Below are 14,019 nucleotides of genomic sequence, written 5' to 3' on the forward strand. Positions count from 1 at the left end.
TGCGCGCGGCCGGCCTCCGGCGCGGGCGGCGCGGCACGCGGCAGCGCGCCGCCGCCGACGGCTGGGAGGCGCTGACGCCGAGCGAGCGGCGCGTCGCCGGGCTGGCCGCCGAGGGGCTCTCCAACCCGCAGATCGCCGAGCGCCTGGTGATCTCCCGCCACACCGTCGCGACGCACATCTCGCACGCGCTCGCGAAGCTCGGCCTGCGCTCGCGCTTCGAGCTGGCCGCCGCGCGCCGCCCGAGCTGAGCCGACGCTCGCGCTTGCCGCCGCGGGCGAATCCATTCACACCTCAACCGAGAGCATCGATGGGGCGACAAGCGGATGAACGCATGTCCGATATCTGACCCCGGAGGTCTCTCAATGCCGCGACGCCTCGTCGCGCTGGCCGGCGTGCTCAGCACCCTCGCCGTGATTGCCGTCATCGGCCCCGTCTCGTCCGCGAGCGCCTTCGCGTGGAAGGACGAGTGTTACGTGATGGCCCACAACGGGACGATCACGACCGCCCGCATGGCCTCATGGCTGCCCGGCCCGCCGATACCCGGCACCTCGCCGGCGATCATCGCGATCTACATCGCGACCGGTCTCGAGCCGGGCAAGACCGGAATGCTCGTCAACAACACCGGCACGCCGGTGACGTGGGGCTGCCACGGCGCGATCATCTACGCGACGCACAAAGGGACGCTGACGTGCAACTACAGCGCCCCGAGCCGCGGCGGCAACAGCTTCGGCTGCAACGGCCCCGCCTACCGCACGCACTGGCGCTACGACGACGACGACATATACGTCGACGTGCTCTTCGACGGCCCGGTGCCGACGGTCTTCCCAGGCGCCCGCGGCGCCGCCGCGCTCGCGGCGCCGCCGTCGCTTGCCCCGCCGCCGCGCACGTCCGCTCCCGTCCCGACCGCGACGATCGCGGGCAGCTCGCCGGCGCAGACGCGGATCGCCAGACAGGCCGTCCTGCGCGCCCGCGACCTTCCGGGCGGCAGCTGGAGAAAGACGACCGCGATCAGCAGAGCGGGCCTGCTCGGCCGCCTCTGGACCACCGGCGAGCTGCCGGCGGGCTGCGGCGATGGCGACAAGGAGGACGAGAGCGCTCCGCCCGGCGTCTCCGGCTCGCTGTTCGTCCGCGGCGGCGGGCGCGAGGCGGCAGGTTCGCTGGTCGCCGTCGAGCGCAGCGCCGCGGAGGCGAAGCGCCACCTCGCCGAGGCGATGTCGCCGCGCAGCATCAACTGCCTCGCCGGGCTGATGCGCTCCGCCGACGCGAGAGCGAGAACGAGAACGGACACGACCGCGACGGTCAGAGCGCTGCGGACCGACGGCTTCCCGGCCGGCTCGAAGGCCTACCGGATCACGGTCGGCAGCCGCGCTGGCGGGAAGACGGCGAAGCCGGCCCATCTCGACGTCGTCGCGACCCGCGACGGCGAGACGTGGGCGCTGTTCGTCTTCTTCGACGGCAGCGGCCGGCCGTTCGACGACACGCGCGACGCCGTGCTCGGCGTCGGCGAGCGGATCGACTGAACCGCTGACGCGGCAGAGGCGCGGCGGCCCGGCGGAGTGCCGGGCCGCCGCGCGCTCGCGCCCCTCAGCGCTTGGGCGCGGCGGTCCAGTCGGCCTTGCGCGTGCAGGTGCCGGTCGAGAAGCCGACGTCGTAGTCGATCTTGCCGCCGACCACTCTGCTGCCGGAGAAGCGGCCGCTGACGGCGATGCGGACGTCGCTGACGCGTCTGACCGGTCTCGTGTAGACGCTTCTGAATCTGCCGTCGCGCGCGATCGTCATCGCCGGCATCGTCTGCGTGATCAGCTCGACGCGGACCGGCAGCGAGGCGCAGACGACGTTCATCGTCACGCGCCAGCCGGTCAGCCTGCGGCCGTCTCTGGAGACGGTGAAGTGGACGACGCCGCTGTCGACGACGTTGTCCGCGACGAGCTTGCCGGCGTATCTGCCGGCGGGCGGCGCGGCGGCCGCCGTCGCGGCGGTGCAGAGCAGGAGCGCCGCGATCGCGGCGACGAGGGTGGGGAGGCTGCGGCGACCGAGCATGCGCCGCACGCTAGCAATCGCCCGGCGCCGCCCGCGCGCGCGGCGGCCGCCCGCCGCGCCGTCACCGCGCCGCCCGCCGCTCAGACGCCCGTCCGCACCGCGATCGTCCCGGCCTCCACCGCCGCCCGCATCGTCGCGTAGTCCTGCTCGTTCTGGTCGGCGTACGCCTCGGCGAAGGTCGCCAGCGCGCGGTCGAAGGCGTCGCTGCGGCCGAGGTAGTGCGCGATCGGCAGCGCGTCCCCAGCGCGTGCGTGGGCGCGCGCGAGCGCCTCGCCGCAGACCTTCGCGTACTCCTCCAGCGCCCTCGGGTCCATCAGCTCGACGAGCGCCGAACCCTTCGCGTCCCACAGCTGGCGCACGTAGTAGTCGTGCTCGCGCCCGTCGACCCCGGTCACCCGCAGCCAGCCGAGCGTGATGTCGTTGGCGGCCTGCGTCAGCCGCTGGCCTTCGACGACGCGCTCACCGTGGTTGCCGAACTCGCTCGCGCCGAGGAACGGCTCCAGCACCGACGCCTCCGCCTCCTTCAGCTGCAGGAAGAGCGGATCGCCGCGGCGTCCCAGCAGCAGCACGATCCACGCGCGCGTGCCGACGCTGCCGACGCCGACGACCTTGCGCGCGGCGTCGACGTAGCGGTAGCGCTCCAGCAGCCGCCGGCGGTCGTACGGCAGCGTCTCGCGGTAGGACCGCAGCATTCTGGCGATCGCGTCGTCCACTTCGGCCTGCTGCGCGGGCGCGAACAGGTCGCGCGTCGCGACGACGACCGGCGGGGCGCTGCGGATCCGCAGCTGCCCGTCGACGGTCTCGGTCAGCTTCGCGAGCGCGCGCACGCTGTCCTTCGAGCGCGCCTTGGCGATGTTCTTCTCCGCGCGCTTCAGCTGCTTCGCAGAGGCCACCGCCGCGATCTGCCGCATCAGCGCGTCGAGCGAGATGCGCGAGTACCAGAGGTCGAGCTCGCTCATCGCCGCGTAACGGTGGATCGCCTCGCGGTAGGCGCGGCTCACGGCGCGGTTGACGACCGTCCGCTGCGCGGCGTCGAAGCCGCGGTCCCGCCCCGCGACGGCGAAGCTGGTGACGAGCCGCTTGACGTCCCACTCGAACGGGCCGGGCAGCGTCTCGTCGAAGTCGTTGACGTCGAAGACGAGGTCGCGGTCGGGCGCGGCGTAGACGCCGAAGTTCGACAGGTGGGCGTCGCCGCAGAGCTGCGTGTCGAGGTTCGTGCGCGGCAGGCCAGCGAGGTCGGCCGCCATCACGTACGCGGCGCCGCGGTAGAAGGTGAACGGCGAGACGAGCATGCGCCCGTAGCGGATCGGGACCAGCTCGGGGACGCGCGTCTGCGCCTGCTGCTCCAGCAGCTCCAGCGGGCTGCGGCGGTCAGCCGGCGCGCTCCATGCCCCGTGCGCCCGGCGCGGCACCTCGGCGCGCGCGGCCCGTCCGCGCGCGGCGCGCTCGTCGGCACCCGGCGGCGAGGGTCCCGCCGCCGTCTGGGTCGGGGCCGCCGTCACCATGTCAGCTCTATCTCCAGCTCGCGCTCGTCGCTCTCGACCTCCAGCTCGATCTTGACGTCGAGCTCGTCGGGAACGCTCACCTTGAAGCGCATCCCGCCGCGCTCGAACTCGATGTCGTTGTGGCGCGCGAGCATGTCGGCGAGGTTGCGCAGCCGCGCCGCGACCTCCTCGCGTCTCAGGCGCTCCTTCTGCTCCACCTCGAAGATGTCCATTGCTGCTCCCTGGTCGTTGATTCGAATGCGATCCGCGCGAGCGCGCGGGCGCCTTGGACGATTCCGTCGGGCAGTGCCGCCGACGGCGAGGCGCCGGGGTGCTGCCGCGCGATCCGCACGCGCAGCACGCCGGGGCGGATGCGGAAGCGCAGCGGCGGCAGCAGCTGCGTCGCCTCGCCGTCGATGCCGGCCGGCACCGGGTGGCCGGCGTCGACCTCGAAGGCCGGCGCGGTCCACTCGCGCCACGGGCGCTGCGGCAGCCGGCCGCGGCTGCCGCGACCGGTCGGGGCGCCGGCGATCGTGATCCCGAGCAGCCCGTCGTCGATGCACGGGCGCGTGCCGGAGCCGACCGCGCGGCCGAGCCGGTAGCGGTTGTTGGAGACGAGGATCGCCGCGCCGGAGGCGTGCTCGTGGCCGCCCGGCCCTCTCCAGCGCAGGTCGATGGTGCCGCCGGGTCCGAGCACCTCCGGGACCGTGTCGAGCAGCGTCCGCAGCTTCGCCTCGCGGTAGCCGCTGCGCTGGACGGCCTTCGCGTAGAGGCCGAGCGAGACGTTGTTGACGAAGACGCGGCCGTTGACCTCGGCGAGGTCGACGCGCCGCTCGCCGCCGTCGACGAAGGCGTCGAGCGCGCCGACGACGTCGTCGCGGTCGACGCCGAGGTCGAGCGCGAAGTGGTTGCGCGTGCCGGCCGGCACGCAGGCGTACGGCAGGTCGTGCTCGGCCGCGAGCGCGGCGACGACCGCCTGCGAGCCGTCGCCGCCGGCCATCGCCAGTCCGTCGGCGCCGCCGGCGATCGCGTCGCGTACGAGTCGTTCGAGGTCCCAGTCCGGCGGCCCGAACTCGATCGCCGCGATCCCGCGCGCCTGCGCCTCGTCCGCCAGCCTGAACCGCTCCGCCTTGCCGTCGCCCGACTTCGGGTTGTAGAAGAGGACCGGCCGCTGCGGTGCCGGCCGTGACGGCAGCCACACGTGCTGCGCGAAGGCGACGCGCGCGAGCGCGGCACTCAGCAGCAGCGCCCCGACCACGAGCGCCTCCTCCAGCAGGCGGTCGCGTGCCAGCAGCGCGAGCGCGGCGGCGAGTCCCAGCGCCGCGACCAGCAGACCGGCGACGCGGATGCTGCCGCCGCGCACGACGCCGTACCAGGCGGCGGCGACCGCGGCCGCCACGCAGGCGAGCGCGATCAGGCCGCGCGGGAACTCCTGCACGGCGACGACGAGCGCGAGCAGCAGGCCGCCGCACCCGAGCGCCAGCGCGCCGATCGCCGCGAGACGGCGCCGGCTCATAGGATCAAGCCTCGATGGACGACGCATCTGAGACTCCCGCAGCGCCGCCCGCTGACCGCGGCGGCTGGCTGCGCGACGCCGAGCGGATCGACGTCGCGCTGTACGCCGCGATCGCGCGCACGCCGACGCCGGCGCTCGACCGCGCGATGGCGCGCCTCTCGCACGCCGCCGACTACTCGCGGCTGTCGCTCTCCGCGGCCGCGCTGCTCGCCGTCGCCGGGGGCCGCAACGGACGGCGGGCCGCCGCCGACGGGCTCGTCTCGGTCGTCACGACGGCGGCCGTCGTCAACCTCGTCGCCAAGCCGGCCGGCGGGCGGCGGCGGCCCGACCGCGCGGCGCGGCAGGTGCCGGTCGCGCGGCACGTGCGGATGCCGGTCTCGACCTCGTTCCCGTCCGGCCACTCGGCCGCCGCGTTCGCCTTCGCCGCCGGCGTCGGCCGCGGGCTGCCGCAGGCGGCGGTCCCGCTGCACGCGCTCGCCGCGGGCGTCGCCTACTCGCGCGTGCACACCGGCGTCCACTACCCGGGCGACGTCGTCGCCGGCGCGCTGATGGGGACCGCGCTCGCGCAGCTCACGACGCGCGCGCTCGATCGCCGCCTGGCGAGGCGCCGGTGACACAGTCATGAGGCCAGCCTCGCGCATCGCGCGCGGCGCGCCAAGGGTGCGGGCACCACACCTGTAGCGCGCGGGCAAGGATTCGCGTGCACTGTCGGAACGGTTTATGGTCGGCCGGCGATGCGCAAGTGGCTGCCGATGATGATCCTCGCCGCAGCCCAGTTCGTGATGGTGCTCGACTCGAGCGTCATGAACGTCGCGATCTCGCAGATCGTCGAGGACCTCGACACCTCGATCCAGGGCGTGCAGACGGCGATCACGCTCTACACGCTCGTGATGGCCGCGTTCATGCTGCTGGGCGCGAAGCTCGGCGACATGATCGGCCGCAACCGCGCCTTCGCGATCGGGCTCGGGATCTACGGCGTCGGGTCGCTGACGACGGCGCTGAGCCCGAACCTCGCCGTCCTGCTGGTCGGCTGGTCGGGGATCGAGGGCTTCGGCGCGGTGCTCGTCGTGCCGGCGATCGCGGCGCTGACGGCCGCCACCTACGAGGGCAGAGATCGCGCGCTCGCCTTCGCGCTGCTCGGCGGGATCGCCGCGATCGCGGTCGCCGCCGGACCGCTGATCGGCGGCTGGGTGACGACCGAGTTCACGTGGCGCTACGTGTTCGCGGCCGAGACGGTCGTCGTGATCGCGATCCTGCTGCTGCGCGGCCAGATCGCCCGCGCGCCGGCGGCCGAGCGGCGGCCGCAGCTCGACCTCGTCGGCGTCGCGCTCTCCTCGGCCGGGCTCGGCCTCGCCGTCTTCGCGATCCTGCGCAGCAGCGTCTGGGGCCTCGTGCAGCCGCGCACGCCGCCGGAGATCGACGGCACGGAGATCACGCCGCTCGGCTTCTCCCCGGTCCCCTTCCTGGTGCTCGCGGGGCTCGGGCTGCTGTGGGCGTTCGTCGCCTGGGAGGGGCGCCGCCGCCGCCGCGGCGAGGACGAGCTGCTGAATCCGGCGCTGCTGCGGATCGAGCAGCTGCGCGCGGGGCTCTCGACGCTCGTCGGGCAGCAGCTGGTGCTGATGGGGAGCTTCTTCGTGATCCCCGTCTACCTCCAGGTCGTGCTCGGTCTCGACGCCTTCGAGACCGGCAAGCGGCTGCTGCCGCTGTCGGTCGCGATGCTCGTCTTCGCGCTGCTGGGGCCACGGATCGCGGGGCGGCGCTCGCCGCGCACGGTCGCGCAGATCGGACTGATCGCGGTCAGCGTCGGCGCGATCGTGATGCTCGCGACGCTCGACGTGAGACTGAACGACACCGGCTTCAAGGTGGCGCTGGCGCTGATCGGCGCGGGCGCCGGGCTGCTCGCGTCGCAACTGGGGAACGTGATCATGTCGTCGGTCGCGCCGACGCAGACGAGCGAGGCCGGCGGGCTGCAGGGCACCGCGCAGAACCTCGGCTCCTCGCTCGGCACGGCGATCGTCGGCGCCGTGCTGCTGGCGTCGCTGGCGACCGGCTTCAGCGAGCGCGTCGCCGACAACCCCGCGATCCCGCCGGCCGCGCGGCAGACGATCGCCGCCAACGTCGAGGAGGGGATCGACATCGTCCCGGTCGCCGCCGTCGAGCAGGCGGGGATCGACGGCGGGCTGACGCCGGAGCAGGCGAGCGCGCTGTCCGACGACTACGGCGAGGCCCAGTTGGAGGCGCTGCGGCTCGCGCTCGGCACCGTCGCGCTGGCGGCGCTGCTGTCGCTGTGGCTGACGCGGCGGCTGCCGGGCGCCGACGCTGTCGATTCCGCCGCACCCCGTTTGTCGTAGAGGTGAGGAGCCCTCGGGCTCGCGGCCATCACGACACTGGAGGACCCGATGTACAGACCGTTCACCGTCACCTGGGAGGCGATTCTGCCCGGCGACCCGCGGCAGGTGTGGGACGCGATCACCGCCCGCTGCGCCGCGTGGATCTGGGAGATCGACTACGAGCCGCGCGTCGGCGGCGCCGAGCGCGGCCTCAGCAGCGGGGGCGGCACCGTCACCGCATGGGAGCCGCCGCACCACTTCGAGACGCGCGCGCAGCGCCCCGACGGCTGGCACAACCGGATCGACTACCGCCTGGAGCCGCACGCCGACGGCACCCGCGTCCGCTACGCGCACGAGAGCGTCGCCGACGCCGCCGACTGGGAGCGGATCTACGACGAGTGCGTCGAGCACACCGACTTCTACCGCCACTCGCTCGGCGCCTACGTCGGCCACTTCGCTGGCCGCGGCGCGGCCTACGTCGGCGTCGACGGCGACGCGGCCTTCGCCGATCTCAGCGCCGCGCTGGGGCTGCCGCGCGACGCGGCGGTCGGCGAGCGCGTGCGGTTGCGGGCGGCGGGGCTGCCGGCGATCGAGGGGACGATCGACTACCTGACGCCGACCTTCCTCGGCGTCCGCGCCGACGACCTGCTGTTCCGCGTCTACGGGCGCGACCGCTGGGGCGACCCGGCGACGATCGCGCTGCACCTGTTCGATCCCGCGGCCGACGCGGCTGCGCTCGCGCGCGGATGGAGAGAATGGCTCGACGCGCACGTGAACGAGCACGCGACTTCGAACTCGACCGAGGCGGTTTCCTGATGCCCCAGTACGCAGTCCTGATCTACGAGAGCGTCCCGCCGGAGGAGCTGCCGCAGGAGGTGATGGACGCGCACATGGCGCTGCCCGGGAAGATCAGAGCGGCCGGCGGCAGAGAGATCGCCGGGTTGGCGCTGCAGCCGAACGCGACCGCGACCTCGATCCGCGGCGAGCTGCTGACCGACGGCCCCTTCATCGAGACGAAGGAGGAGCTGGCCGGCGTCTTCGTGATCGAGGCGCGGGATCTCGACCACGCGCTCGCGCTGGCGAAGATGACGCCGATCGTCGAGGGCGGCGTCGAGGTGCGGCCGCTGCTCGGCTTCGAGGTCGCCGAGGGCTGATGAGCGCGGCGGTCGCAGCGGCGGTCGCGGAGGCGCACCGGCGCGAGTGGGCCTTCGTGCTCGCCGCGACGGTGCGGCTCACGCGCGACCTCGACGCGGCCGAGGAGAGCGTCCAGGAGGCGTACGTCGCCGCGCTGACGGCCTGGGCGCGCGACGGCGTTCCGGAGCGCCCCGGCGCCTGGCTGACGACCGCCGCGCGCCGCAACGCGCTCAACGTGCTGCAGCGCGGCAGAACGCTGCGCGCGAAGCTGCCGCTGCTGATCGAGCCGGTCGCGGCCGAGCCGTCGCCGGGGCCGGGCGGCGGTCCCGCGGGCGCGCTCGGCGCCGACGCGGGGGACGACGCCGACGCGATCCCCGACGACCGCCTGCGGCTCGTCTTCGTCTGCTGCCACCCGGCGCTCGCGCGCGAGGCGCAGGTGGCGCTGACGCTGCGGCTCGTCTGCGGCGTCGCGACGCCCGACGTCGCGCACGCCTTCCTCGTCTCCGAGCCGACGATGGCGGCGCGGATCACGCGCGCGAAGAAGAAGATCGCCGCCGCCGGGATCCCGTACGCGGTGCCCGGCCCCGATGAGCTGCCGCAGCGGCTCGACGCGGCGCTGACCGTCGTCCACCTGCTGTCGGCGACCGGCCACACCGCCCCCAGCGGCGACCGGCTCGTGCGCGACGAGCTGGCCGACCGCGCGCTCGACCTCGCGCGCACGCTGCACGCGCTGCTGCCGGGCGAGCGCGAGGCGGCCGGGCTGCTGGCGCTGCTGCTCTGTCACCACGCCCGCCGCGCGACCCGCACCGACGCAGCCGGCCGCGTCGTGCGGCTGGAGCAGCAGGACCGCTCGCTGTGGGACCGCGCGCAGATCGCGGAGGCCGACCGCCTGATCGTCGCGGCGCTGCGCGCCGGGCCGGCCGGGTGCTTCACGCTGCAGGCGGCGATCGCCTCGCTGCACGCGCACGCGCCCAGCCACGCCGAGACCGACTGGCCGCAGATCCTCGAGCTGTACGACGCGCTGCTGCGCGTCTGGCCCTCGCCGGTCGTCGCGCTCAACCGCGCGGTCGCGCTGGCGGCGGTCGAGGGGCCGGCGGCGGGGCTGGCCGCGGTCGAGGCGCTCGAGCGCGACGGCCGCCTCGCGGGCTACCGCTACCTGCCGTCGACGAAGGCCGACCTGCTCGGCCGCCTCGGCCGCCACGCGGAGGCGGCCGACGCCTACCGTGCCGCGCTGGCGCTGACCGACAACGGCCCCGAGCAGGAGTTTCTCGCCGCACGTGCGGACGATCGGGAGATCAGGGCGGGCGGTTCGGCAGAGAACGAATAGCGGGCCGCCGCCGAGTGACGGGGCATGCTCCGCTCACTCCGCATCGGCGCCGCGGCCTGCGGCGCGACTCTCGCGCTCGCCGCCTCCGCGCCCGCGCTCGCCGCGCCGCCGCCGGCCGCGCTCGACCCCGCCTTCGGCGACGGCGGCGTCGCGCTCCTGCCGGCGAGCGGGATGCGCGCGGCGATGGACATGGCGCCGACGCCCGACGGCGGCGCGGTCGCCGTCGGCTACGCGGACGCGGGCGGCCGCCACTGGGTCGTCAAGCTCGACGGCAGAGGCGCGCCTGACGCGGCCTTCGGCGGCGGCGACGGCATCGCCGAGCTGACGTACGACGGCGTGCCGGCCGGCGGCGGCGGCAGCGACGTCGCGCACAGAGTCGCGGTCGACGCCGCCGGCCGGATCGTCGTGCTCGGCGACTGGGGCACCTTCGGCGACCACGTGCTGTCGCTCGCGCGGCTGCTGCCCGACGGCTCCTACGATCCCTCCTTCGACGGCGACGGCCGCAAGCTGCTCACGCTCGACCCCGCGGCGCGATTCAGCTCGCCGGAGGTGCTCGCGGTCGACTCCGGCGGCGCGATCACGGTCGTCGGTGCGTGGCGGACGGTCACTCCCTCCCTTGATCCCCACTTCGTCTCGCTGGTGACGCTCGCCGCCGACGGGACCCCGACCGCGCTGCCGCGCACGCTCTTCCAGATCGCGATGGCCGACGTGCAGGCGCTCGCGACGGCCGCCGACGGGCGGATCGCCTTCGCCGGCGACGCCTTCATCGAGTCGCTGCTGACGGTGCGCACCGCGGCGCTCGCGCCGGCGCCCGGCTTCCCCAATCCCTTCCTCGTCGACCTCGGCGCGGAGGAGTCGCCGCAGAGCCTGCTCGCCGTCACCTTCACGCCGGAGGGCGGCGTCGTCGCGGTCGGCTACGCGCTCGGCGACGAGCTCCGCGAGGTCGGCACGACCGTCTCCTTCCCGGCCGCCGGCGGTGCGCCGCGGATCGAGCAGATCGTGCTGCCCGACCCGCTGTGGCTGCAGCTCCACACGGTCGCGCTGGTCGACGGCAAGCCGGTCGCGGGCGGCGGCGCCAGCCCGGAGCGCTGGAGCCAGTCGCCGGTGGTGATCCCGCTCGGCGCCGACGGCCGCCCCGACGCCGCACGCGGCGGCGTGCAGCAGGTCGCGCTGCCGGCGCGGATCGTGAGATCGGGGGTCGAGCGGTTCTCCTTCACGCCCGACGGTCATGCGTTCGTGCTGCTCGTGGTCGCCGACGAGGCCGGCCTCTGGTCGACGGCGATCGCGAAGCTCGACGCCGTCCCGGACGTGCCCGGTGGGGGCGGGGGAGAGCCGGGGCCGGGTGGCGGCGGTGAGAGACCGGGGCCGGACGAGGGCGAGCCGACACCGCCCGCGACACCGCCGACGCCGCCCGCACCGACGCCGGGCGGGACGACGCCGAAGCCGAGCGGATCGACGCCACCGCGGCCGAAGCCGGGCAAGCCGGGGACGTCGCCGGCACCGGCCGCCCGCGCCACCTTCGCCACCGTCGGCCGCGGCCCGCTGCGGGCGTTGCGGGGCACCGTCGCCGAGCGGGCCACCACGGTCCAGGTCGCGCTCGTGCGCGCTGCCGGCGACGGCCGCTGCCGCGCGTTGACGAGCGCCGCTCCGCGCTTCGCCAAGCCGGCGCGCTGCGCTCCGGGCCGCTGGCTGACGGTGCGCGCGAACGCGCGCGGCAGCTGGACGCTCGCGCTCGGCGCCGCGCTCCCGCCTGGCCGCTACCGCGCCTGGGTGCGCGCGACGCCGCGGCCCGGCCGCAGCGCGCGGCCGTTCACGCGCGGCGCCCGCAACGAGATCGCGTTCACGGTGCGGTGAGCGGCGCCGCTACCGCCGAGCGCGTCCGCGAGCGCCGCGCGCCGACCGCTCAGCGGGCGAGCAGCGCCCGCAGCGCACCCGCGACGACCCGTGGATCCTCCTCGGCCATGAAGTGGCCGCAGGCGACGGTCGTGTGGACGAGGTCGGGCGCCCACGCCTGCCACACCGCCGCCGCGTCGTAGCCGAGCGCGGCGCCCCAGTCCTGCTGCAGCACGGCGACGGGCATCGGCAGCGTGCGGCCGGCGTCGCGGTCGGCCTGGTCGTCGGCGACGTCGATGCCGGCGGAGGCGCGGTAGTCGGCGACGATCGAGGGGACGGCGGCGCGGCAGGCGTCGAGGTACGCGCCGCGCACCTCCGCGGGGATCGCGCCCGCGTCGTTGGTCCAGAGGTCGAGGAAGTGGCCGAAGAAGGCGTCGGCGGCGCCGGCGATCAGCTGCTCGGGCAGCCCGGGCGGCTGCGCCATCAGGTAGAGGTGGAAGGCGACGGCGGCGTTGACGCCGTGCAGCACGTCCCACATGTCGAGCGTCGGCACGACGTCGAGGCAGGCGAGATGGGTGACCGCGTCGGGGTGGTCGAGGCCGGCGCGGAAGGCGACGAGCGCGCCGCGGTCGTGGCCGGCGAGCGCGAACCGCTCGTGCCCGAGCGCGCGGGCGAGCGCGACGACGTCGGCGGCCATCGTGCGCTTGGAGTAGACGGTCGGGTCGCTCTCGGCCGGCTTGTCGCTGGCGCCGTAGCCGCGCAGGTCGGGGCAGATCACGGTGCGGTCGGCGGCGAGGTCGGCGGCGACGTGGCGCCACATCAGGTGGGTCTGCGGGAAGCCGTGCAGCAGCACGAGCGGGTTGCCGGCGCCGCCGACGGCGACGTTGAGCGAGACGCCGTCGGCGACGGGGACGCGCTGCAGCTCGAAGCCGGGGATCGAGGGGGTCATCGGGTGGTTCCTTTCATCAGCGTGCGAGATGACCGCAGCGTGGCGCCACCCGATGAGCATCCGATCAGCACGGCTAGGGTGACCCCACGATGGGCGTCTCGATCGGAGTGCTGGGGCCGGTGGCGGCATGGGACGACGCCGGCGAGGAGCTCGCGCTCAAGGGCCCGCGCCACCGCGCCGTGCTCGCGCGACTGGTGATCGCGCGCGGCCGCGTCGTCCCCGTCGATCGCCTCGTCGACGACCTCTGGAGCGATCCGCCGCCCGGGGCGATCGGCGCGCTGCGCACCTTCGTCGCCGCGCTGCGGCGGGCGCTGGAGCCCGACCGCCCGCCGCGCACCCCGCCGCGCCTGCTCGTGACCGAGGGGCCGGGCTACGCGCTGCGGCTCGCGCCCGACGCGGTCGACGCGTGGCGGTTCGAGGCGGCGGTCGAGGTGGCGGCGGAGCTGCCCGCCGCCGATGCGCTCGCTCGGCTGGAGCGGGCGCTGACGTGGTGGCGCGGACCTGCCTTCGTCGAGTTCGCCGACGAGCAGTGGGCGCGCGCTGAGCGCTCGCGCCTGACCGAGCTGCGGCTGCATGCTGTCGAGCGGCGGGCGCAGGCGCAGCTCGACCTCGGCCGCGCCGGCGCCGCGGTGCCTGACCTCGACGCGCACGTCGCCGAGCATCCGTGGCGTGAGGAGGGTTGGCGGCTGCTCGCGCTCGCGCTCTACCGCAGCGGCCGCCAGGGCGACGCGCTCGCGGTGCTGCGACGGGCGCGCACGCTGCTGATCGAGCAGCTGGGGGTCGATCCGGGACCGCGCCTGCGCCGACTGGAGTCCGACGTGCTCGCGCACGCGGAGCACCTCGGTGTGGGGGGCGGGGGAGCGGGCGGCGTGGGCGCGGGAGGCGCGGCGGCGGGCGGCAGCGATGCGGGAGGCGGACGCGCGGGCGGCGGAGGCGCAGGCAGCGGCGACGCCGGAGGCGGAGGCGCGGGCGCCGCCGTCGAGCAGGTGTGGGCCGAGACCGCCGCCGCCTACGACCGCGCCGTCGCGGCCGGCGCGCGCGGGCGGCTGGAGTCGACCGTCGGGCTGCTGCGCGACCTCGCGGTGACCGGTGGTGGCGGCCTGCAGGCGGCCCGCCGACAGCGCGTCGCGGCCGTCGCGGCGGCCGAGCAGCTGGGCGACCCGGAGCTGACGGCGCGCGTGATCGGCGCCTACGACGTGCCGGCGATCTGGACCCGCCTCGACGACCCGCAGCAGGCGCGGCAGATCGTCGCCGCGGCGGAGCGCACGCTGGCGCAGCTCGCGCCGCAGGCGCACGCGGCGGCGCGGGCGCGGCTGCTGGCGACGATCGCGATCGAGACGCGCGGGGGTCGCGGCGAGCGCGGACCGGCGGCAGAGCGAGACGCCGCGCCCGAGCCCGCGCCGGCG

14 protein-coding genes are annotated in these 14,019 nt (G+C 75.5%); 9 read left to right on the forward strand and 5 right to left on the reverse strand.

The features are described from left to right. Together R7226_RS28875 and R7226_RS28880 are read left to right on the forward strand one after the other, a co-directional pair. On the forward strand, nt 1–248 hold a 248-nt coding region (locus R7226_RS28875; RefSeq protein ID WP_318600933.1), incomplete at its 5' end, for a response regulator transcription factor. 114 nt (nt 249–362) lie between these two features. Then, nucleotides 363–1,520 carry a hypothetical protein gene (locus R7226_RS28880; RefSeq protein WP_318600934.1) on the forward strand — a complete coding sequence of 386 codons (1,158 nt, stop codon included), beginning with the start codon at nt 363–365 and terminating at the stop codon, nt 1,518–1,520. A gap of 64 nt (nt 1,521–1,584) precedes the next feature. Here R7226_RS28880 and R7226_RS28885 read toward each other — a convergent pair whose 3' ends face one another. The 4 genes from R7226_RS28885 to R7226_RS28900 all read right to left on the reverse strand — a co-directional run bounded on the left by R7226_RS28885 (nt 1,585) and on the right by R7226_RS28900 (nt 5,040). Beyond that, on the reverse strand, nt 1,585–2,040 hold the full coding sequence (locus tag R7226_RS28885; RefSeq protein WP_318600935.1) for a hypothetical protein: 456 nt from the start codon (nt 2,038–2,040) through the stop codon (nt 1,585–1,587). Nucleotides 2,041–2,120: 80 nt separating this feature from the next. After that, the gene (locus tag R7226_RS28890) at nt 2,121–3,545 is read right to left on the reverse strand and encodes a DUF2252 domain-containing protein (protein WP_318600936.1); all 1,425 of its coding nucleotides are present in this window, start codon (nt 3,543–3,545) and stop codon (nt 2,121–2,123) included. Continuing rightward, entirely contained in the window at nt 3,539–3,757 is a 219-nt protein-coding gene (locus tag R7226_RS28895; RefSeq protein WP_318600937.1) for an amphi-Trp domain-containing protein, read from the reverse strand. The genes R7226_RS28890 and R7226_RS28895 overlap by 7 nt, the downstream gene beginning before the upstream one ends. Continuing rightward, nucleotides 3,721–5,040, reverse strand: a complete 1,320-nt coding sequence (locus tag R7226_RS28900) for a diacylglycerol/lipid kinase family protein (protein ID WP_318600938.1) — start codon at nt 5,038–5,040, stop codon at nt 3,721–3,723. Before R7226_RS28900 ends, R7226_RS28895 begins: the two co-directional genes overlap by 37 nt. 14 nt (nt 5,041–5,054) lie before the next feature. On the opposite strand from R7226_RS28900, the gene R7226_RS28905 reads away from it, so the two are divergent. From R7226_RS28905 to R7226_RS28930, 6 genes are all read left to right on the forward strand, one after another. Continuing rightward, nucleotides 5,055–5,654, forward strand: a complete 600-nt coding sequence (locus R7226_RS28905; RefSeq protein ID WP_318600939.1) for a phosphatase PAP2 family protein — start codon at nt 5,055–5,057, stop codon at nt 5,652–5,654. 120 nt (nt 5,655–5,774) lie between these two features. Continuing rightward, nucleotides 5,775–7,391 (forward strand): MFS transporter, encoded by a 1,617-nt coding sequence (locus R7226_RS28910; RefSeq protein ID WP_318600940.1) that lies wholly within the window; start codon nt 5,775–5,777, stop codon nt 7,389–7,391. Between the two features lie 48 nt (nt 7,392–7,439). Beyond that, a complete protein-coding gene (locus tag R7226_RS28915; protein ID WP_318600941.1) occupies nt 7,440–8,186 on the forward strand; it encodes an SRPBCC domain-containing protein in 747 nt (248 codons plus the stop codon). Next, nucleotides 8,186–8,524, forward strand: coding sequence for a YciI family protein (locus tag R7226_RS28920; RefSeq protein WP_318600942.1), 339 nt, complete (start codon nt 8,186–8,188; stop codon nt 8,522–8,524). The genes R7226_RS28915 and R7226_RS28920 overlap by 1 nt, the downstream gene beginning before the upstream one ends. Further along, a complete protein-coding gene (locus R7226_RS28925) occupies nt 8,524–9,831 on the forward strand; it encodes an RNA polymerase sigma factor (protein WP_318600943.1) in 1,308 nt (435 codons plus the stop codon). The genes R7226_RS28920 and R7226_RS28925 overlap by 1 nt, the downstream gene beginning before the upstream one ends. Nucleotides 9,832–9,855: 24 nt before the next feature. Continuing rightward, nucleotides 9,856–11,685 (forward strand): delta-60 repeat domain-containing protein, encoded by a 1,830-nt coding sequence (locus R7226_RS28930; protein ID WP_318600944.1) that lies wholly within the window; start codon nt 9,856–9,858, stop codon nt 11,683–11,685. 49 nt (nt 11,686–11,734) lie between these two features. Here R7226_RS28930 and R7226_RS28935 read toward each other — a convergent pair whose 3' ends face one another. Then, a complete protein-coding gene (locus R7226_RS28935; protein WP_318600946.1) occupies nt 11,735–12,613 on the reverse strand; it encodes an alpha/beta fold hydrolase in 879 nt (292 codons plus the stop codon). Nucleotides 12,614–12,702: 89 nt separating this feature from the next. Between R7226_RS28935 and R7226_RS28940 the strand changes: the two genes are divergently transcribed. After that, nucleotides 12,703–14,019, forward strand: a 1,317-nt coding sequence (locus tag R7226_RS28940; RefSeq protein WP_318600947.1) for an AfsR/SARP family transcriptional regulator, incomplete at its 3' end; no start/stop codon positions are given.

This window comes from Conexibacter stalactiti (assembly GCF_033542075.1).
In the GTDB taxonomy this organism is placed as follows: domain Bacteria; phylum Actinomycetota; class Thermoleophilia; order Solirubrobacterales; family Solirubrobacteraceae; genus Conexibacter; species Conexibacter stalactiti.

Excerpts from the sequence above, each read along its gene's own strand:
- R7226_RS28930 (WP_318600944.1), top strand. The coding sequence starts at position 9,856 with ATGCTCCGCTCACTCCGCATCGGCGCCGCGGCCTGCGGCGCGACTCTC.
- R7226_RS28895 (WP_318600937.1), bottom strand. The coding sequence starts at position 3,757 with ATGGACATCTTCGAGGTGGAGCAGAAGGAGCGCCTGAGACGCGAGGAG.
- R7226_RS28885 (WP_318600935.1), bottom strand. The coding sequence starts at position 2,040 with ATGCTCGGTCGCCGCAGCCTCCCCACCCTCGTCGCCGCGATCGCGGCG.
- R7226_RS28935 (WP_318600946.1), bottom strand. The coding sequence starts at position 12,613 with ATGACCCCCTCGATCCCCGGCTTCGAGCTGCAGCGCGTCCCCGTCGCC.
- R7226_RS28880 (WP_318600934.1), top strand. The coding sequence starts at position 363 with ATGCCGCGACGCCTCGTCGCGCTGGCCGGCGTGCTCAGCACCCTCGCC.
- R7226_RS28890 (WP_318600936.1), bottom strand. The coding sequence starts at position 3,545 with ATGGTGACGGCGGCCCCGACCCAGACGGCGGCGGGACCCTCGCCGCCG.
- R7226_RS28900 (WP_318600938.1), bottom strand. The coding sequence starts at position 5,040 with ATGAGCCGGCGCCGTCTCGCGGCGATCGGCGCGCTGGCGCTCGGGTGC.
- R7226_RS28910 (WP_318600940.1), top strand. The coding sequence starts at position 5,775 with ATGCGCAAGTGGCTGCCGATGATGATCCTCGCCGCAGCCCAGTTCGTG.
- R7226_RS28925 (WP_318600943.1), top strand. The coding sequence starts at position 8,524 with ATGAGCGCGGCGGTCGCAGCGGCGGTCGCGGAGGCGCACCGGCGCGAG.
- R7226_RS28905 (WP_318600939.1), top strand. The coding sequence starts at position 5,055 with ATGGACGACGCATCTGAGACTCCCGCAGCGCCGCCCGCTGACCGCGGC.
- R7226_RS28920 (WP_318600942.1), top strand. The coding sequence starts at position 8,186 with ATGCCCCAGTACGCAGTCCTGATCTACGAGAGCGTCCCGCCGGAGGAG.
- R7226_RS28915 (WP_318600941.1), top strand. The coding sequence starts at position 7,440 with ATGTACAGACCGTTCACCGTCACCTGGGAGGCGATTCTGCCCGGCGAC.